At 62.2% G+C, this 19,003-nt stretch carries 17 protein-coding genes; 9 read left to right on the top strand and 8 right to left on the bottom strand.

Annotated features, from left to right (window positions below):
* Positions 1–26: 26 nt before the first annotated feature.
* Positions 27–1,697: a TIGR04028 family ABC transporter substrate-binding protein gene (locus tag FHR70_RS22620; protein ID WP_425487895.1), complete on the bottom strand. Its 1,671-nt coding sequence runs from the start codon at positions 1,695–1,697 to the stop codon at positions 27–29.
* Between the two features lie 305 nt (positions 1,698–2,002).
* Here FHR70_RS22620 and FHR70_RS22615 point away from each other — a divergent pair, with 305 nt between their 5' ends.
* Positions 2,003–2,491: an Lrp/AsnC family transcriptional regulator gene (locus FHR70_RS22615; RefSeq protein WP_183454484.1), complete on the top strand. Its 489-nt coding sequence runs from the start codon at positions 2,003–2,005 to the stop codon at positions 2,489–2,491.
* On the opposite strand, the gene FHR70_RS22610 is transcribed toward FHR70_RS22615, so the two are convergent.
* Positions 2,477–3,031, bottom strand: coding sequence for an NAD(P)H-dependent oxidoreductase (locus FHR70_RS22610; RefSeq protein ID WP_183454482.1), 555 nt, complete (start codon positions 3,029–3,031; stop codon positions 2,477–2,479). The two genes, FHR70_RS22615 and FHR70_RS22610, sit on opposite strands and share 15 nt — an antisense overlap.
* Before the next feature lie 695 nt (positions 3,032–3,726).
* Between FHR70_RS22610 and FHR70_RS22605 the strand changes: the two genes are divergently transcribed.
* Together FHR70_RS22605 and FHR70_RS24250 are read left to right on the top strand one after the other, a co-directional pair.
* Complete coding sequence (locus tag FHR70_RS22605; protein ID WP_183454480.1) at positions 3,727–4,122, top strand: (R)-mandelonitrile lyase; 396 nt, start codon at positions 3,727–3,729, stop codon at positions 4,120–4,122.
* Positions 4,123–4,155: 33 nt separating this feature from the next.
* Positions 4,156–4,311: an SDR family NAD(P)-dependent oxidoreductase gene (locus tag FHR70_RS24250; protein ID WP_425487894.1), complete on the top strand. Its 156-nt coding sequence runs from the start codon at positions 4,156–4,158 to the stop codon at positions 4,309–4,311.
* Here FHR70_RS24250 and FHR70_RS22595 read toward each other — a convergent pair.
* The 3 genes from FHR70_RS22595 to FHR70_RS22585 all read right to left on the bottom strand — a co-directional run bounded on the left by FHR70_RS22595 (position 4,300) and on the right by FHR70_RS22585 (position 5,967).
* A complete protein-coding gene (locus FHR70_RS22595) occupies positions 4,300–4,572 on the bottom strand; it encodes a hypothetical protein (protein ID WP_183454476.1) in 273 nt (90 codons plus the stop codon). The two genes, FHR70_RS24250 and FHR70_RS22595, sit on opposite strands and share 12 nt — an antisense overlap.
* A 315-nt stretch (positions 4,573–4,887) precedes the next feature.
* Complete coding sequence (locus FHR70_RS22590; RefSeq protein ID WP_183454474.1) at positions 4,888–5,628, bottom strand: Crp/Fnr family transcriptional regulator; 741 nt, start codon at positions 5,626–5,628, stop codon at positions 4,888–4,890.
* Positions 5,629–5,727: 99 nt separating this feature from the next.
* Positions 5,728–5,967: a hypothetical protein gene (locus FHR70_RS22585; RefSeq protein ID WP_183454472.1), complete on the bottom strand. Its 240-nt coding sequence runs from the start codon at positions 5,965–5,967 to the stop codon at positions 5,728–5,730.
* Positions 5,968–6,148: 181 nt separating this feature from the next.
* Here FHR70_RS22585 and FHR70_RS22580 point away from each other — a divergent pair, with 181 nt between their 5' ends.
* The 4 genes from FHR70_RS22580 to FHR70_RS24245 all read left to right on the top strand — a co-directional run bounded on the left by FHR70_RS22580 (position 6,149) and on the right by FHR70_RS24245 (position 12,158).
* On the top strand, positions 6,149–7,177 hold the full coding sequence (locus FHR70_RS22580) for a chemotaxis protein CheB (RefSeq protein WP_183454470.1): 1,029 nt from the start codon (positions 6,149–6,151) through the stop codon (positions 7,175–7,177).
* 141 nt (positions 7,178–7,318) lie between these two features.
* On the top strand, positions 7,319–10,903 hold the full coding sequence (locus FHR70_RS22575; RefSeq protein ID WP_343058874.1) for a CheR family methyltransferase: 3,585 nt from the start codon (positions 7,319–7,321) through the stop codon (positions 10,901–10,903).
* Positions 10,875–11,270, top strand: coding sequence for a response regulator (locus FHR70_RS22570; RefSeq protein ID WP_183454468.1), 396 nt, complete (start codon positions 10,875–10,877; stop codon positions 11,268–11,270). The genes FHR70_RS22575 and FHR70_RS22570 overlap by 29 nt, the downstream gene beginning before the upstream one ends.
* A gap of 438 nt (positions 11,271–11,708) precedes the next feature.
* Positions 11,709–12,158 carry a DUF6894 family protein gene (locus FHR70_RS24245; protein ID WP_246408459.1) on the top strand — a complete coding sequence of 150 codons (450 nt, stop codon included), beginning with the start codon at positions 11,709–11,711 and terminating at the stop codon, positions 12,156–12,158.
* Between the two features lie 596 nt (positions 12,159–12,754).
* Here FHR70_RS24245 and FHR70_RS22560 read toward each other — a convergent pair.
* The 3 genes from FHR70_RS22560 to FHR70_RS22550 form a co-directional block, all read right to left on the bottom strand.
* Positions 12,755–13,465, bottom strand: coding sequence for a carbonic anhydrase family protein (locus FHR70_RS22560; protein ID WP_246408457.1), 711 nt, complete (start codon positions 13,463–13,465; stop codon positions 12,755–12,757).
* Between the two features lie 48 nt (positions 13,466–13,513).
* On the bottom strand, positions 13,514–14,146 hold the full coding sequence (locus tag FHR70_RS22555; protein WP_183454599.1) for a response regulator: 633 nt from the start codon (positions 14,144–14,146) through the stop codon (positions 13,514–13,516).
* Positions 14,147–14,264: 118 nt separating this feature from the next.
* Positions 14,265–16,013, bottom strand: coding sequence for a sensor histidine kinase (locus tag FHR70_RS22550; RefSeq protein WP_183454466.1), 1,749 nt, complete (start codon positions 16,011–16,013; stop codon positions 14,265–14,267).
* Positions 16,014–16,356: 343 nt separating this feature from the next.
* Between FHR70_RS22550 and FHR70_RS22545 the strand changes: the two genes are divergently transcribed.
* Together FHR70_RS22545 and FHR70_RS22540 are read left to right on the top strand one after the other, a co-directional pair.
* Complete coding sequence (locus FHR70_RS22545) at positions 16,357–17,280, top strand: formylglycine-generating enzyme family protein (protein ID WP_183454597.1); 924 nt, start codon at positions 16,357–16,359, stop codon at positions 17,278–17,280.
* Positions 17,277–18,974 carry an arylsulfatase gene (locus FHR70_RS22540; protein WP_183454464.1) on the top strand — a complete coding sequence of 566 codons (1,698 nt, stop codon included), beginning with the start codon at positions 17,277–17,279 and terminating at the stop codon, positions 18,972–18,974. Before FHR70_RS22545 ends, FHR70_RS22540 begins: the two co-directional genes overlap by 4 nt.
* Positions 18,975–19,003: the final 29 nt, after the last annotated feature.

The raw sequence follows: 19,003 nt of genomic DNA, 5'->3' as shown, positions 1-19,003 counted from the left end.
CGACACCGGGCCGACCTAACGTTTCCTCAGCGGCGCGGCGCGAGCCAGGTGCTGTAGAAGCTGGGACGCCCCACCGCTTCGAAGGACACGCCCTTCACGTAAGGCGCGGCCGCGAAGGCCTGCGGCTCCTCGAAAATCGGAATGGCGTAGGCCTGATCGACTACGTAGTTCTGGACCTCGCCGGCCACCGTGAGGCGCTTGGTGCGATCGGGCTCGGATGCAAGCTGATCAAGCAGCGCGTTGAGCTTCTCGTCGACGAAGGCCTGCACTTTATCGCTGTTGCCGCCCTTTTGCAGCAGGACGTTGCGATTCGTGGGATAGTATTGGCTCTTGATCACGTCGGGATCGGCGCGGCCGACCATGGCGGGCGAGACAGGCGCCTTGGCGGGATCGAGATTGTTCATGACCGCGCTGCCGGAGTCGGCGGTCAGCACGTTCAGCTTCACCCCGATCTTTTCCCATTGCTGAGCGACGAGTTGCAGCGTCTCCTTGTTCTGCGGCTGCGGCAGGGACTCGTAGGCTGACAGTTCAAGCGTCTGCCCATCCTTCTGACGCCGTCCGTTCGCGCCGAACTTCCAGCCGGTCTCGTCGAGCAGCGCCCTGGCCTTCTCGATGTCATAAGACAGCTTCGCCGAAAGATCGACATAGCCCAGTGCCGTCTTGGCGATGATCGAACTCGCCTTCGGGTAGTTGGCGGAGAAGAGGGTCGAGACGATCTCGTCCGTATTGGTGGCATGCAGCAGCGCGCGACGGACCCGAACGTCGGCGACGAGCGGGTTGTCGGGACGGAATACGACGCTGTTGTTTACGCCTCGGGTCGAGGGCGCGTAGATCAGGTAGCCCTCGTCCTCGACCTGCTTCTCGTCATAGGCCTGGATCTGGCGGATGACATCGGCCTGCCCGGCCAGGAGGGCGCCGATGCGTACGCTGTCTTCTGGGGTGACGATGTATTTGATTTCGTCTAGATAGGCGCGACCCTGGTGCTCAAGTTTGGCCGGACTCCAGTTGTAGTCAGGGCGTACTTTGAGCGTGAGTTCGCGTCCGAGGGTCTCGCTGGCGACCACGAACGGGCCGGAGCCGATGATCTTCGTGGCATCGCCCAACGCTTCGTAGGGCAGCGCAAGAGTCTTCAGGGACACGAGTCCTGAACCGATCACGGACGTGCCCTGCAGGAATCCAGGCGACGGCTTCTTGAAATAGAACTTCACCGTCTGCGGATCGATGATCTCGCTTCTGTCGTAGTTATTGATGACCTCTGAAATCGGCAGTTTCAGTTCCTTATTGCCGCGCCCGAAGGTGTCGTAGTTCTTGGCCACGGCGGCCGCATCCAACGGTGTGCCGTCGGAGAACGTCACGCCTTTTCGGATCTTGAACGTGTACTCCGTCGCATCGGCGTTCACCGCCCACGACTCGGCGATCCAGGGTTCGATCTCGAGAGTGTTGGGGTTCTGATAGGTCAGCTTATCGGTGATCTGGTTGAGGATCCCGCCGTTGGGGTAGAAGCCTCCTGCAGGCGGGTAGAGGTTCGTGTGCGCCTGCTGCTCAAGATAGACCAGCGCTCCACCCCGAGCAGGCTTCTGCTTATCGTCGGGACCTGCGGCTTGTGCCGCTCCCCACCCGTTCGCTCCAGCCAGGAGCGTGGCTCCGAGCAAAGCGGCAAGACCGGCTCTTTTCCTGAAAAGATGAGTGATGAACACGTTTTTCCCCTGCATCATGGGCCGAATGACCCTTGAATTATCAAGGTGAGAAGGCACCAAATGCAACGGGAATGTTCTTTTTTTAGAACGACAGAGCCAGCGATAATCTTCTCCGATCTTGTTCATTCTCTAGAAGGATAATCTTTTCAAGCTCAAAAAGTCGGGGAATCGCGTCGGTGCCATACCACTAAAAATGGACTTGTATGTCAGATAATGTTCTTTATAAAGAACCATGCAGGGCTGGTATGAGACTTTCTCCGTTGAGCCTCGCGGAGATTATTATTCTACGCCCACCGAGGTCTGACATGGATGCGACGGATACCAAGATCCTGATGCTGCTGCAGGAAGACGCCGACATCTCGATCGCCGAACTCGCCCAGAGGGTAAATCTCTCACAAACTCCATGTTGGAAGCGGGTTCAGCGCCTGGAAGCAACCGGTGTCATTCAAAAGCGTGTCGCTCTGGTTGATCCAGACAAGATAGGCCTCGGATTGACTGTATTTACATCCATCGAAATCGCCGATCATTCGGGCCAAGGCCTGCAGCATTTTGCCGACTTGGTGTTAGCCATGCCTGAGGTAATGGAATTCTACCGGATGGCCGGAGATGTGGACTACATGCTGCGCGTGGTCGTGCCTGACATGAACGCCTATGACGCCTTCTACAAGCGCCTCATCAATGCAATCCCGCTCAAGAACGTGACTTCACGCTTCGCCATGCAGCGGGTCAAGTTCACAACTGCCTATTCTCTGACTCCGGCCGCCCCGGTAAATCAAAGATCAAGCCGCCTCTAGCCTGCGCATCGCTGCACGTATTTTTACGGCATCGACACTCTCGCGCACGAATGTCGAGATCCGGTTCTGAAGCACAGGATCGTTGATGCGTCCATCGGAATAGGAGTGCTCGGACACGAAGACGCCTGTCGGCAAGGTCTGTGCGTTGAAGAACCCGAACAGCGGGCGGAGCTGGTGATCAATCACGAGGGCATGTCGGTCGGACCCGCCCATGGCAAGGAGCGCCACGGGTACACCCGCGAGCGACTTGTAGTCGACGAGATCGATGAAATGCTTGAAGAGGCCTGTGTAGGACCCTTTGTAGACCGGCGTTCCGATGAGAAGGAGATCTGCGCGCTCTACGGCCTGCAGCGCCCCCTCGAGAATGGCAGATGTCTCCTCACGACTCCTCACCACCAGATGCGGCATAAGTTCAGCGATATCGATCAGCCGCGCCGCAGCGCTGGCCTCACTGGCAATCCGCCCCTGAATCTCCATGACAAGATTCCGTGTGCGGGAATGGAGCGCCGGACTCCCGACAATGGCGACAATCTCTGGCATTGGATCCTGCTGGTTGAACACCTTAAGCGTCTCGTTGTCCCTGGCGCAAATCAATAGAATTCTCTTTCAAACAGTATGGGCTTGGGAGAATCCCCGTCTCGCAGGCACGGGAAAAGAGAAAAATTCTGTTTGGTAGAGTGAGAACCGACTAATCACTATAGGATGGCAATGCTACTAACTTTATAGCGATGCACACGCTCGAGGACCAGCGTCGAGGAGCAAGACAGGCGTTGAGTGTGACCGGCTGCGAGTCGCCGGAGGGGGCATGGTGTGGTTGCGTCACAAAGTCGAGAGCACACCGGCTCCGACACCCTGAGTCAACCTTCGCCTCGCTTCATTACAGCGATATACCAGTCAGATCGGCGAGCTTGGCCATAAGCTCGCCATGGAATGCAGGGTCGATCATCTGTGAGGCTGGGGTCTGCCACTTGCAGTGACAACCAAGAGCCGCCACTGACGATGGCCGCGGGATCATCGCTCGTGGCGTGGCCGGCTTGGGCTCGGTGTTCCTCGTCCGCACGCTGGTGGTTCTCACCGCCGCGTTCATCGCCATGCGGCTGATGAAGCGACAGCCACATTCATGACCGCGGCTAATAGGTCTATGCGGATCTGGCCCCTAATCGGATCGGCCTTCGGTACTAATTTTGTCTTCGACAGCAGACTCGCTCTGCGCATCTTCACAGGGATTAAGAACCATGGACATCAAGAGAGCAGGCTCTCAAGCCTCGGCCACAGGACCGGCGAACTGGTTCACCGGGACGGTGCGGATCGATCCGTTGTTCAGCCCGCCCGATCCGGCTCGCGTTGCAGGCGCCCTCGTGACCTTCGAGCCCGGCGCGCGCACGGCCTGGCACACACATCCGCTCGGCCAGACCCTCATCGTCATGACGGGACTCGGCCTCGTGCAGCGCGAGGGGGGCCCCATCGAGGAAATCCGGCCCGGCGACGTGGTCTGGTTCGATCCCGACGAGAAGCACTGGCACGGCGCGTCGCCCGCCACAGCCATGACCCACATCGCCATTCAGGAGTCCCTTGACGGCAAGGCCGTGGACTGGATGGAGCACGTCACCGATAAGCAGTACCGCGGCTGATGCTGGCGGATGTCGGGCGCTTCGAATGGCAGAATGCAGGCGACCATCGAGCGCCTGAAGGTCGAGGACTGGGACCGCACCATCGACGTCAACATCAAGAGCGTTTTCTACGGTATCGGCGCCGCCCTGCCGCACATGAAGGGGCAGAAGCGCGAAAAGCCGTGTTCGACAGGCAGCTCAGGATTGTGATCTGGAATCCGCTTGAGGCGGAGGGGTGAGAGCCCGTTCATGCCGGGCGATGGCGTCCAGGATGAGTTGGCGGTGTTCCTGCCAGAGGATCATGGTTTCCTCCAGCAAGCGCAGCAGATCCCTGGCCGTGGCGGTATTGAAGCCGTGCTCAGTCATCCGCCGGATCAGGGCGCGTTGCTCGGCAATCCGCTGCTCGCCCGCGGCGAGATGCCGATCTGCCAGGATGAGATCTGCGCGTTCTTGGTCGAGGTCGGCGGTCATGATAACTCTCCTCAACCAAACTGGCGGGGGCACACATCTCAGAGCCACCAGCGGCTACGGGATCAGAGCATCTTGGTGGATGCTGCATCATGCGCCGGTTGAGCTTACAAGTCCAAGCGAGGCGGCAAATCTCCTGCCTGCCGCAGTTTTTCCCGCACGGGCGCCTGGGCTGCGGGCATCCAGCATCTTCTGCCGGCAGATGTGCTTTGGATCAAGTTTGGCGCGAAGTGCGAAGGTCGTGAGGGGAGCCTTTCTCGTCCTAGCACGGCGCTTCGAGTCTACGCTGCTCAGAGCAGGGATCTGTTCCGGAAGCTCTTACTTCTTCAAGTGAAGATAGGTGGGATCGAACTCGCCCACGGCTTGCAGAGCCTCCCAGTCCGGGATTTCCAGCATGCTGCCCCGCAGCACGATTAGGCCGTCTCTCCTGAGATCCTGGAGGACGCGGTTCACATGGACGGTCGAGAGCCCTAGGGCATCCCCAAACTCGTTCTGGGTGATCGGCAGTTCACACCCGTTCACCTTGGCGAGACCTACCGTTTGCAACCGGACCTGAAGTTCACAAAGCAGATGGGCAATGCGCTGATAGGCTGACCGGCGTCCCAGCCCGATCATCCACTCGCGGAACATGGCTGCATCGATCAGGGTATCGCGCCACAGGATGTCGTTCAGGTTGGGGAAACGCCGCAGCATCTCCCGCAGGCTCCGGTGCGGGATCAGGGCTACGCTGCTTCTCACCAGAGCCCCAACGCTGTTGTCCATGACATCCAACTGGAGACTTTGCAGGTCCGGAATGTCGCCCGGGATGTAAAAGCCCATGATCTGCCGCTTACCGTCAGGCAGGATCTTGTAGCGGCAGACGAAGCCGCTGAGGACCAGGACACAGTCGGAGGGCCGATCTCCATCCTGGACGATGTCGATGTCCGCCTCGACCACCTTCACAGACACTGGCAGATCCAGGATCGCCTGCTTCTCCTCGTCCGAGAGGTCGGCGATGCTGCCCAGCTTGCACAGCAATGGATGTGACCAAGCCTGTTCGTGCAGCGCGGTGTTTATCATCGTTCCTTCAGTCCTTCGTGGTTTGACTGCTCACTGTACGACGACACTCAGGATACCGATTGATTCATTCGGGCCACTCAACGGCGAATGCGCCTTCCCTCAACTGGAGCGCAGCACACGATGGCGCTCCAGAACCCGCAGGATCTCCTCCCGGTGGGCCTGCCACTCGGCAAGAACTTCCCGCAGGGTCAGCAGCAGCCGTTCCGCCTCGGCTGTATCGTGCCCCTCCTGGTTCATTCTCTCGATGAGAAGCATCTGGCGGGTAATGCGCTCCTCGCCTTCGGCAATGTCGCGCTCAGCCTTCGCAAGGTGTACCCGTTCAAGAGCAGGGTCGGGCATGGCCGCACTCGCACCGGATCGAGCACCCGACGGGCGCCCAATAACCTGACGCTTGCCGCACGCCTGAGTTCCCCCCCGCAAGATCCTTCTTTTGCGAGGATTTCACGCCACTTACCACCATTGAAGGAACTGTGCCGGGTGCCTGGGGTTCATTCATTGCTACGTCACTCCGAGGGCCTTCATGAGCAATCGCGACATCATCGTCATCGGAGGCTCGTCCGGAGCAACCGCTCCGCTCAAGACGATCCTGGGATCCCTTCCGCCAGATCTGCCGGCCGCCGTCTTCATCGTGCTGCATATTCCTGCCCGCAGCATCGGCATTCTTGCGACCGTGGCATCCGCCGCCGGTCGCCTGCCCGTCCACCAAGCAGCCAATGGCATGCGCATCGAGCCCGGCAACGTCTATCTGGCGGTTCCCGACCATCATCTCATCCTGGCCAAGGGTCACATCAGGCTTGGGCGTGGTCCTCGCGAGAACATGGCGCGGCCTGCCATCGACCCGCTGTTCCGGTCGGCGGCGGCTGCCTATGGCTCCCGGGTGATCGGCGTCGTCCTGAGTGGCCTCCTCAATGACGGCGCCTCAGGCCTGGAAGCCGTCAAGCGCTGCGGCGGCGTGGCCGTAGTGCAGGACCCGGCTGATGCCATTGCCGATGACATGCCGCGCAGCGCCATGGAGGCCGTCACCGTCGATCTGTCGGTGCCGAGTGCCCGGATCGGTGACGTGCTGTCGGACCTTGCCCGGGAGGCGGCGGGCCCCGGGGTCCCCATCCCGCCCGACATTCGCCTGGAGGTGGATATCGCCGCAGGTGAGCGGATCGATAGCGAGGTTTTGCGGAAGCTCGCTGATCCAGCCCCCCTGACCTGCCCCGGCTGCGGCGGCGTGCTCTCGAAGATCAAGGCGAGCAAACCCCTCCGGTTCCGGTGCCAGGTCGGACATTCCTATACGTCGGATATTTTGGCCAAGGAGCAGGAAAGTGCTGTGGACGAGGCGCTGCGGGTGGCTCTGCGCGTCATCGAGGAGAGGGCCGAGCTGGTTGCCCGCATGGCGGAGGACGGACGCAAGAGCGGCCGCAGGGCCGTCGCAGAGATGTATGCCGAACGGGCTGTCGAATACCGGCAATATGCGGACACCCTCCGCCGGGCTGTGCTGCAGTCCATGGAGCCGCTGGGCTCCCAGGTGGACGAGGGTGGGCAGGACCCTGAGATTTGAGAGCGGCCCTCTCACTCTGACCAGGGGTGGCATGTTCATCCCTGATATGGCAGATCCTAGAGAAAGCAGGGATATTGCAAGTTGGCCGCCAAGCGAAGCAAACAGAGAGCTCAACGGGAAGCCCCTCCAACGGACGGCTTCGTGAATGCGACCGTGGATCTGATCATCGCCATCGGCGCTTCCGGAGCGAACAGCCAGCCTGTGGAGCGCTTCCTGAGCGATCTCACCCTCGACAACGGCATGGCAGTCGTCCTGACCTTCCAACACCGCGAAGCCTTGGACGAGGAGCGCTTCAGACACGTCCTGACCGAGCGGCAGCGTGAGCTGTCCCTGGCGACGGACGGCGCTCCGCTCGAGGCGGGGAGGATCTACTGGCACGCGCCCAACACGATCCTGACGCTCGAAAACGGGCATTTCCGGAGCCGCGTGGCTCAGGAGGAGCCTGGTGAGCGCGGGACCATCGACAGCTTCTTCGTCTCGGTCACGCACGATCAGAACAGGGACGTCGTCGGCATCATCTTCTCCGGCACCGGCGGTGACGGCATTCTCGGCTTCGGCGCCATCAAGGAGGCTGGCGGCCTCACCCTGGCGGAGGCAACCAGCGAGGTGTCGTCGGAGAGCCTTGCCGCCAGCAGCAGCCCTGTGGCGCTGGCCGATTTCGTGCTGCCGGTCGAAGAGATGCCGGGGCGCATCCGGCTTTATGCCCAGCACCTGAAGAACTATCGCGACACCGCTGGAGAAGATTATGCGGCGGAGGAGATCTCCGGAGCGCTCGGGAATATTGCCACCATCCTCCGCAACAAGACCGGGCATGACTTCCACGGCTACAAGGCCGGCACCTTCTTCCGGCGCGTGCAACGCCGCATGCAGGTCGTGCAGGCCGACACCCTCGACTCCTATGTCGACATCCTGCGGACCCACGCGGACGAGGCACAGAATCTATTCAACGATCTCCTGATTGGGGTGACCCAGTTCTTCCGGGATCGCCGGGAGTTCGAACTCCTCGAAGCCCAGGTCATACCCAAGCTTTTCGAGGGCAAGACCCGCAACGACACTCTTCGCGTGTGGGTGCTCGGCTGCTCGACGGGCGAGGAGGCCTATTCCATCGGTATCCTCCTGCGCGAGCACATGGCCAGGCTCGACACCGTGCCCCACGTGCAGATTTTTGCCAGCGACATCGATGGTCGGGCCCTCGCCACGGCGCGGGTCGGGCGCTATCCGGAGTCCATCACGAAGGATGTGAGCCCGGAGCGCCTGGCGCGCTGGTTCGTCAAGGAGGGCAACACCTACTGCGTGGTCAAGGAGCTGCGGGAGATGTGCATCTTCTCGCAGCACAGCGTCGTCAAAGATGCCCCGTTCTCGCGCCTCGACCTGATCTCCTGCCGCAACCTGCTGATCTACCTTAACGCCGACCTGCAAGATCGGGTCATTCCCCTCTTTCACTTTGCCCTCAAGCCAGGCGGCTTCCTGTTCCTGGGCAACTCGGAGAACATCTCGCGGCACACGAGGCTGTTCGGGCCGGTGGACCGGGGCTTTCGCATCTTCCAGCGCCTTGAAACGACGGTTCGGGTCATGCCTGACTTCCCGTTCACCGCCGTGGACCGTCGGCCGCCTGAGAACACCTTGCCGCAGCGCCCCCGCGCCTTCGAGGGCAATTTGGCGAGGCAGGCCGAGACCATCGCGGAGCGCTATGCTCCGGCCCATGTGGTGATCGATGAGAACTTCGACGTGCTGCACTTCTCGGGCAGAAGCGGCCGCTACATCGAACCGGCCGGCGGTGCTGCAAGCCTGAACCTGCTCAACCTCGTTCATAGCGACCTGCGCCTTGATCTGCGTGTGGCCCTGACCAAAGCGGCCGAGGAGCACCAAAGCGTGCAGGTCGATGGGCTCACCCTGGGAACCAACGGCACGCGCCGCATGGTCGACATCGTGATCGAACCTCTCGGCGAGAAGCCCGATGCGGGCGCCGGCTATGTCGTGATCTTCAAGGATAGCGCCGCCCGCCTTGATGGCGATGGCCGCGAGGCGACGGGAACCGCCCTCCACGATGAACATGTGCAACGGCTCGAAGCCGAGCTGCGGGTCACCCGCGAACGGCTTCAGGCGACCATCGAGGAGCTGGAGAGCACGAACGAGGAGCTGAAATCCTCGAACGAGGAGTACCAATCCCTCAACGAGGAGCTCCAATCCGCCAACGAAGAGCTGGAGACCTCCAAGGAGGAGCTGCAATCGGTCAACGAGGAGCTGACCACGGTCAACGGCGAGCTGGCGCATCGCGTCCAGGAGCTCGGACGGGCCAACAGCGACCTCAAGAACCTTCTCGAAAGCACCCAGATCGCGACGGTCTTCCTCGACAACGAGCTGCGGGTGATGAACTACACGCCCGCCGTGGCCGAGATCTTCCACCTGGTCGAGACCGACATCGGCCGCCCAATCGCTCACATCAAGGCTCGTATCACCTATGAAGAGCTGCAGGAGGATGCCCGGCGCGTAGCCCGGACCCTGGGCAGCATAGACCGCGAGATTGCCGACCCGACCACGGGCACCCGCTACATGGTCCGCGTGCTGCCCTACCGCAGCATCGACAACTACATCGGCGGCACTGTGGTGACATTCACCGACATGACGCCGCTCACAAGAGCACAGCAGGCACTGCGGGAAAGCGAGGAGCGGTTCCGGGCCATCGTCACCCAGGCCACCATTGGCATCGCCGAAACCCGTGACGGCAACCTCACCTATATCAATGACCGCTTCTGCACGATGGCTAGCCGCAGCGCCGAAACCCTGATGGGCAAGCCTCTACGGGACATCATCCACCCCGACGACGCCGAGCGGAATGCCGCCCTGCTTGAGCGCCTGCACGCCACGGGCGAGCCGTTCATAGCTGACACTCGCTACGTTCAACCGGATGGATCGGTCGTCTGGGCGCTGACCAGCGTCAGCCCCATTCGGGATGGAAGCGGACGCATCGTGGGTGGTTCCGTCGCCTGCGTCGACATCTCGGACCGCAAGCAGGCGGAGCAGGCGCTAGGCGAGAGTGAGCGGCATACCAGGATGCTCTTGGCCGAGTTGCAGCATCGCGTGCGCAATACCCTTGCCGTGATGCGGTCCATCACCCGGCGCACGGCGGCCACGAGCGAGACGGTCGAGGATTATGCCATGCACCTTGAAGGGCGCATCGAAGCCTTCGCCCGCTCCCAGGCCATGGCCACCCGGGCTCCTGATGCCGGGGTCGACCTGGAGGAGTTCGTGCGGGAGGAGTTGCTCTCCCTCGCTGTCAGGGACGAGGAGAAGGCCCGCATCGACGGCCCGCCGGTGCGGCTACGGGCCAAGACAGCCGATTCCATCGGACTGGCGATCCACGAACTTGCCACCAATGCCCTCAAGTATGGTGCTCTGTCCGGAGACACAGGCCACATCGATGTCACGTGGCGGATCGAGGGCGCCGACGGGGATCGGAAGCTCAGGCTGGAATGGCGCGAGAGCGGCGTCAGCGTCGCCAGCAGGGCTCCCCGGCGGCGTGGCTTCGGCTCCGAGTTGATCGAGCGGACCCTCCGCTATGAGCTGGATGCCGAGACGGAGTTGCAGTTCACACCCGGTGGCATCCGCTGCATCATCGTACTCCCGCTCAATGACAGGAGCGCAGCCACGGATGTCACACCGGGACAGGGCCCATCCGGCACGGAGAGCGACGACGATGACCGCAGCCAGCGACGAGAAACCTGACAAGCCCGACCTGACTGGCAGCCGCGTCCTCCTGGTGGAGGACGAGTACTACATCGCCGATGACCTCTGCCGGGCACTCGAAGACTGTGGGGCCGAGGTGATCGGTCCGGTTCCCAGCGTGGACAAGGCTTTGCCCCTGGCCGAGAACGAAAGCCTCACCTGTGCCGTGCTCGACATCAATCTGCGAGGCGAGAGCGGCCTCAGGGTGGCTGAAATGCTTCAGCGGCGTAATCTGCCGTTCGTATATTCAACCGGATATGGCCCCATGAGCATCCCTGAGGCTCTAAAGGGTGCAGCGCACCTGGAGAAACCGTTCCGGGTTGAGGAACTGCTGCACGCGGTCAGCCAACTCTCCCACCGACAATGAGGCAAGCCTGAGCCCCCCGGTCGTTGCGGTCGAGGTTTGAAATCGCAATCGGGAACCTCGTACGGCTATTCACCGTCACGACGAGGCCTTGGGTCTGAGCCCGTCGTGGCAGGTCGCAGGTCTCGGATTGTCAGGAGAGCGTCCGTCTCCCTGAGCACCCGGTATGACTGTACCAGTGCCTTCCGCGAGTTCTGGAGGATCTGCGCGTCGTACTCGGCACGGGTCATCGGTGTCTTGGGCGTGTTGGCCATAACGGCGCTCCCAGCCTTGCAGGCGGGAGCACACGTCTCTCTCAGCCACCAGCGCCTACGGGTTCGGGCCGGCCGGTGATGAGAGCACTATGTGCCTGTTAATCTGCGATGTCCAATGGCCGGAGCCTGAAATCCTGACCGTTACAGTCGTTGATGGGTTTGTTGCTCCTCAGGAGGAGCCAGTCTCATGACGGAACAGATCTCCATCATAGACGGCCTCGACAAGCTCCTTGCGACGGCTCGGCAGTTCGAACTCCTGGCGGACCCTGAGGCGGGTGACGTCAGGAAGACCGCTCCTGTTCAAGGTTCCAGATCGGAGAGGCCGTCGCCGGAGAGCCGTTCTACGACTACGAACCGGGCTGTTCCGCTTGGTCACCCGCCCCGCTACTTCTTCGACACCGATGATGGCGATCGTTTCATCCCTGACGAGATCGGACTGGAGGTGGCCGATCTTGCGGCTGCCAGAGAGATGGCATGCCGGGCGCTCTGGGACATGGCCCGTAATAGTCTCACATGTGGAGACCCACGCGAGTTCAGCGTGAGGGTCAGAGACGAGACGGGTGACGTAGTGCTTCAGGCTAGGCTGTCGTTCGCAATGGACGACAGGGCAAAGGCTCAAGAACAAGGACGATCTTAGCGGCCACGTTTAACCCAGGTGGTGGGCACCGATCCTGAGCGGAGTATCGTCGGGCTGTGCCGCAAGGCATCTTCCTCCTGCTCCCTCCCCGGCAACCACCGACGAGGGAGCTTTTTCCATTGCAGAATGATCACAGCCCATCATGAGGCTCGCAAGGGGCCGCTTTGGGTCAGGCAGTGAAGTTCGTTCACTGACAGGAACGTCCGTTGCACGTATCCAAAGTGGATGTTTCGCCTACTTCTGGCAAGTGCCAAAACGCGACATTCAGGTTCGCACGGCCGCGATTCAGGCTACGGCTTTCATGCAATGCCTATCCAAGCGCCAATGATGTGCCCGACCAGCTTCCATAACTCAACACGGTCCGCAACGATCTTCATCATGACCAGGAGCGGCACTGCCAGCAGCCGTTCAACGCCCCGGACCTTCGCGAGCGCTTACCTCCCTCGCGCAGATCCGGTAAGAAGCCCACCGGGAACGGGCCACCACGGGCATGGCTGCTCCCTCGCAGAATCACTCATGCTCGATGATCGTCAGCAAAGTCTTGGCGACGTGCTCCGGAAGGGCAGGCTTGCCGCAGAACGTCACGTTCCTGGCTGCTAACCCAGGAACGTAATGCGCCCAGTGGAGACATCATGCATCGCCGCAACGATCTTGAGCTCACCCTTGGCAATCAGGTCACGCAGAACCGGGCTATCGCGCTCGAGGCCCTCGGCTGCCAACTTGGCGTTCGCGGTGGCTACCTGCTGCACGAAGTCCTTGTTCCTCGAGGTGTGCTCCCCTGGAACGTTCTTGCTGGCCTCGACCGCCGGCTTGATCCGCTTCAACAGATTGGTGAGCATCCCGAGTTCTGCGCCATCAATCGCGCCCCTGACGGCACCGCACTCACTGTGGCCCAGCACGACAATGAGCTTCGCCCCGGCGAGCTTTGTTGCGAACTCTGCACTCCCGACGACGTCGTCGTCCGCGACATTGCCTGCAATACGGGCGCTGAAGATGTCGCCGATGCGCTGGTCGAACACCAGTTCCGGCGGCACGCGCGAGTCTATGCAGCCGATGATCACTGCAAAGGGATACTGTCCGCCCGCGGTCGCGCGAACCTGGCCGAGGAGGTCACAGTTGCGCATGGTCTGCGTCAGGAAACGCTCGTTGCCAGCCTTGAGCTCCTTCAGGGCATCGTCCGGACTCAGGGTAACCTGCCGCTCGCGTGTCTGCACCGCGCATGAGTCAGCGGCAAGAGCTCTGTCGAGCGTCGCTGCGGTTCCGACGAGGACCCCAGCGCAGCAGAAACGCCGTCGTGAAAACATCATTTCAGCCTCCCTTCATGAGTTCCTTCAGCCGCTCATTATCTCTCCAGTTCAGGCATCCACGATCTTGTTGCGGATGGCGTAGCGGATCAGGGCCGCCGTTGTGTCGAGATTGAGCTTACGCAGGGCAAGGGCGCGATGGGTCTCGACCGTCTTGGTGCTGATGCTGAGGATGTCGGCGATCTGCTTGTTGGTCTTGCCCTCGGCAATCAGTTGCACCACGGCCTTCTCACGCGAGCTCAGGGCCGACTCGTCTGCTGATCCTTTCGACAGGTAGGTCTCAAGAAGGGTTTGAGAAACCTTTCCGGTGAAGAACGGCTTGTGGGCTGTCAGACTCTCCACCGCCGAGACCAAGAATTGCCTGGCATCGGACTTGAGCAGGAACCCGCGGGCGCCCGCCTCAAGGACATCCCGGACCAGGCTGTCGGTGTCGTGCATGGTGAAGATCAGGACCTCCACGCCTGGCACTCGACTTCGGATCTGCCGCGTGGCCTCGACCCCGTTCACCAGCGGGAGGCCATAGTCGAGAATGACGATGTCGGGGCGTGTGGCGATTGCCTGATCGACAGCCTCCTTGCCGTCCTTGGCCTCACCGACAACTTCCCAACCTTCATGCCCCTCGAGGATGGTCCGTACGCCGGAGCGGACCACGTCGTGATCGTCGGCAATCAGGATGCGCGTCATCATGGAGCGTCCTTCGGCAGTCGCGGCTATTCGAGCGAACCGATAGCAGGATACATCTTGGCGCGGGATGCCTCACCTAGGCGGAACCCCGAATCTGCTGGGGGCAGACCCTGAAACCTCAATGGAGGGTCTCTCCGTCAGTCCGTTCCGGAACTGGCAGCCACGGATCCAGCATCCGGCGGGCTTGGGTCAGCGCCCGTCCCGTCAGCGAGATTGGAACAATGGCAACAACAGAGGTGCCGCCCGGACCGGTCTTGATCCTCAAATCACCGCCGAACTGTTCTAGGCGGGCGCGCATGCCGGCGATGCCAACGCCCAACCGGATGGGCCCATCGGGCCGATTGGAATTCGCCATTCCGTGTCCGTTGTCCCGGATGCGGACCACCAGCCGTCCAGACCGGATCCGGGCATCGACCGATACGCGTGAAGCGCCTGCATGCCGGTGCACGTTGGTGAGCGCCTCCTGCACCACACGCAGGATCGTCCGCTGGAGTTCCGACGGCAGGTCATCGACCTCTTCCGGGACACGGATACGGGCTAAGAGGCCAGTCCGGCCAGCAAAGCCTTCGGCAAAGTCCCGCAGCGTGGTCTGGAGGCCGTCATTCGCCAGATTTGGTGGATGCAGCAGGTAGGTGAAGATGCGCAGTTCCCGCAGCGCCTCAGCCTGAAGGTTCTCGATCTCCGCCAAGATTTTGCGGCCGGTTGCGCTGTGCCGGACCTCCGCCTCAAGGCCTGCAAGGCCGAGGTTTGCCGCCACGAGGTGCTGGGCGGTCGAATCGTGCAACTCGCGGGCGATCCGCTGCCTCTCGTCCTCTTGGAGCGCCAGCAACTGGCTGGACAACTCGCTGACCTGCTTCTCCGCCCCAGTGATCTGGTCTGCCAACGCTCGGAGGGGCCGCTCCACCTGACGGGCTGTGAACAGGGCGGCGATTCCGCTGGCCGCAAGGAGGATGCCCGCCATTCCGGCCATCTGCCGCAGAGCGCCTGCGACCGGCGCATCCACGAGGGAAAGCGGGACCGTCACCACAGTCGTCCAGTTCGTCGCCCCGGAGCTGCGGTACGCGACCAAGACTGGCGTTTTTTGCTCATCGACGGCTTCAATCAAGCCACCCACGTTCTCGCTTCTGGTAACCGCGCCGAGGCGCGTCGCTAAGGCTTCCGGCATAGGAAGCCGCGACGATGTCTCGGCGCCCCGCGCCGTTACGATCGGCTGGAGCTTGCGGTCGTAGAGGCCCAGCGTCCATGCCTCGGGAACGTCTTGTCCCCTTAGGATGGTGCCGAGCCGGTCCTGTGCGAGGATGGTGGTGATGAAGCCCTTCATCGTGCCATCGTCGTGGTCGATCCGCAGGCTGAGCGCGATGATCGTCGATCCTGGCTTCACAAGGCTCGCCATCCGGCCCGATACCGTCCAACCACGCTCGCGGACGCGGTTCAGGGCTTCCGGATAGGTTGGGAAGTCCCGATGCCGGGGGAGCGGTGCCCCGTAGGGCCGGAGGGTGTTGGCGACCTGTCCGTCGAGGTCCTGGAGGATCAGCCAGGAGCCGTCCGGGATCGGTGTCGCCTTGAGCTGGTCGTAGAAGCCTCTGGCATCTCCGGCCTTCAGGGCCGGCGACGACGACAGCCCCTTCAGCAGGGCGTTGCCGGCCGCCACCTCCTGGTCGAACCCGAACGACAGTGCCATCGCCGTGCCCAGCGTACGCTCCCGGATGAGTTCCCGCTCCCGCCAGGCTTTTGAGAGCAGCAGCGCCGCCGCAACGGCGCACGTGATCAGGATGACAGCCGCAAAGGTCATGGCGAGACGCCCCCGCAGGCGCGATGGCAGGCCCGGAAGAGCGCGCGCAATCATTGGGACGGTGCCATCGCTCATGACGGCAACCTCCGGCCGCAAGGGCAACGCAACGGGATGGGGAGGTGCGACAGACCCTCGATCAGACACCATAGGTTAAACCCTTTGCCTGCCCCCTGTCGACTGGTACAGGCAAGGCCTGCCCAAATACCAAGCCCCGTCTGGCGGTGCTCCCGAAGGATCTTTGGGGATCGGAGGCATGATTCAGGGTTTGCCTCCGTCAGATTCAGGACAGACCCCGATAGACCTGCGATGCCATGCCGGGCGAGACTGCCGACATTGCCAGCACGGGAGCCACCCCATGTTGCAGGTCAGCCCCAAGCATCATCGGGACCATGATCTCACGAACCATTCGCGCGCCGACATGGTTTGGATCGCCGGCGGCACGTTCCGGATGGGTTCGGATCGTCACTATCCCGAGGAAGCCCCGGCGCATCGAGTCACGGTCGATGGGTTCTGGATCGACCGCACACCAGTCACCAACCGCCAGTTCCACGAGTTCGTGCGAGCCACAGGGCACGTCACGTTCGCCGAGAGGCAGCCCGATCCGGAGGATTATCCCGACGCCCTGCCGCACATGCTCTATGCCGGCTCGCTCGTCTTCGCGCCGCCGGATCATCCGGTCGATCTCCGGAACTGGAGCCAGTGGTGGACCCTGCTCAAGGGGGCCGACTGGCGCCATCCCTATGGTCCGAAGAGCACCATCAACGGCCTCGACAACCATCCCGTGGTGCACGTGACCTACACGGACGCACTCGCCTATGCCCGCTGGGCCGGCAAGGACCTGCCATCCGAGGCGGAGTGGGAGTTCGCCGCCCGTGGCGGCCTCGACGGGGCCGAGTTCGCCTGGGGCGACGAATTCATGCCGGACGGGTGGCCGATGGCCAACACGTGGCAGGGTGCGTTTCCGTTCCAGAACCTCACTCAGGACGGCTTCCAGCGCACCTCGCCAGTCACTGCCTTCCCACCCAACGGCTATGGCCTCCGCGACATGATCGGCAACGTCTGGGAGTGGACGAGCGACTTCTACGCGCCGAAGCATCCTGCCGATGCCGTGAAGGCTTGCTGCATTCCCGAGAACCCGCGCGGCGGCCGTGAGGACCTAAGCTACGATCCCTGCCAGCCGCAGATCCGCATCCCCCGCAGGGTCATCAAGGGCGGTTCGCATCTGTGCGCGCCCAACTACTGCCGCCGTTACCGCCCGGCGGCGCGTCATCCGCAGCCTGTCGACACCTCGACGAGCCATGTCGGCTTCCGGTGCGTGATCAGAGAGAGGAGCACCCCATGACCAGTGATCGTGCGTTCTCGCAACCTGCCGCCGGCAGGCACCGCTTCCGGCGCATGCGCGCCAAAGCTGCCTTGGTCGGGGCCACGGCCCTGATCAGCGCGTCGATGGCCGTCCCGACCTTCGCACAGGCTCCGCAGCAGAGGCCCAACATCGTGCTGATCGTGTCCGACGACACGGGATACGGCGATCTCGGCCCCTATGGCGGCGGCGAGGGACGCGGCATGCCGACCCCTAACATCGACCGCCTGTCCCAGGAGGGCATGACCTTCTTCTCGTTCTACGCCCAGCCGAGCTGCACCCCGGGGCGAGCCGCGATGCAGACGGGGCGCATCCCGAACCGCAGCGGCATGACCACCGTGGCATTCCAGGGACAGGGCGGCGGCCTGCCGGCGGCCGAATGGACACTCGGCTCGGTCCTCAAGCAAGCGGGCTACCGCACCTTCTTCAGCGGCAAGTGGCACCTTGGCGAGGCGGACTATGCGCTGCCCAATGCCCAGGGCTACGATGAGATGAAGTACTGCGGCCTCTATCATCTCAACGCCTACACCTATGCCGATCCCAACTGGTTCCCGGACATGCCTGCCGACCTGCGGGCGATGTTCCAGCGTGTGACCAAGGGTGCCTTGTCCGGAAACGCGGGCCAGACGCCTCGCGAGGAGTTCAAGATCAATGGCGAATACGTGAACACGCCTGACAAGGGCATCGTCGGGATTCCATTCTTCGATGAATATATCGAGAAGGCCTCGCTCGACTATCTCGACCGGGCGGCGCAGTCGCGCGAACCGTTCTTCATGAGCATCAATTTCATGAAGGTGCACCAGCCCAACCTGCCGCACCCGGACTACGTTCACAAGTCGCTGTCCAAGAGTAAGTATGCCGACTCGGTCGTCGAACTGGATGCCCGGATCGGGCGCATCATGGACAAGATCCGTCAGGTCGGCGGCAACAACACGCTCGTCTTCTACACCACGGATAACGGTGCTTGGCAGGATGTATATCCAGACGCCGGCTATACCCCGCTCCGCGGCACCAAGGGCACCCTTCGCGAGGGCGGCAACCGGGTGCCGGCCATGGCGTGGTGGCCCGGAAAGATCAAGGCCGACACCAAGAACCACGAAATTCTCGGCGGCCTCGACCTAATGGCGACCTTCGCCTCCGCGGCGGGCACGAAATTGCCCGAGAAGGACCGCGAGGGCCAGCCGATCATCTTCGACAGTTACGACATGACACCGGTGCTGTTCGGAACGGGCAAGTCCGAGCGCAAGTCCTGGTTCTACTTCACGGAGAACGAGCTGTCGCCCGGCGCTGTCCGCGTCAATAATTACAAGTTCCTGTTCAACCTTCGTGGCGACGACGGCACCAACACCGGCGGACTCGCCGTCGACACCAATCTCGGATGGAAGGGCCCGGAAAAATACGTCGCCACCGTCCCGCAGGTGTTCGACCTGTGGCAGGATCCTCAGGAGCGCTACGACATCTTCATGAATAACTTCACCGAGCGCACCTGGATGGGTGTGGTCATGGAGGAGGAAGTGAAGAAGGTGATGAAGACCTACGTCGAGTATCCGCCGCGCAAGGTGCAGAGCTATGGCTACACCGGCCCGATCACGCTCTCGGATTACGAGCGCGTCCAGTCGGTTCGCGAGATGCTCGCGAAGGACGGCGTCCACCTGCCGATGCCAACGGGCAACTGATCTCAGTACGGGGAGAGCCGCGTTCAACA

This window comes from Microvirga lupini, from assembly GCF_014191055.1.
GTDB classification, from domain to species: Bacteria; Pseudomonadota; Alphaproteobacteria; order Rhizobiales; family Beijerinckiaceae; genus Microvirga; species Microvirga lupini_A.
Note: the sequence above shows the minus strand (reverse complement) of the source record. Positions and strands in the feature narration are given on the sequence as shown.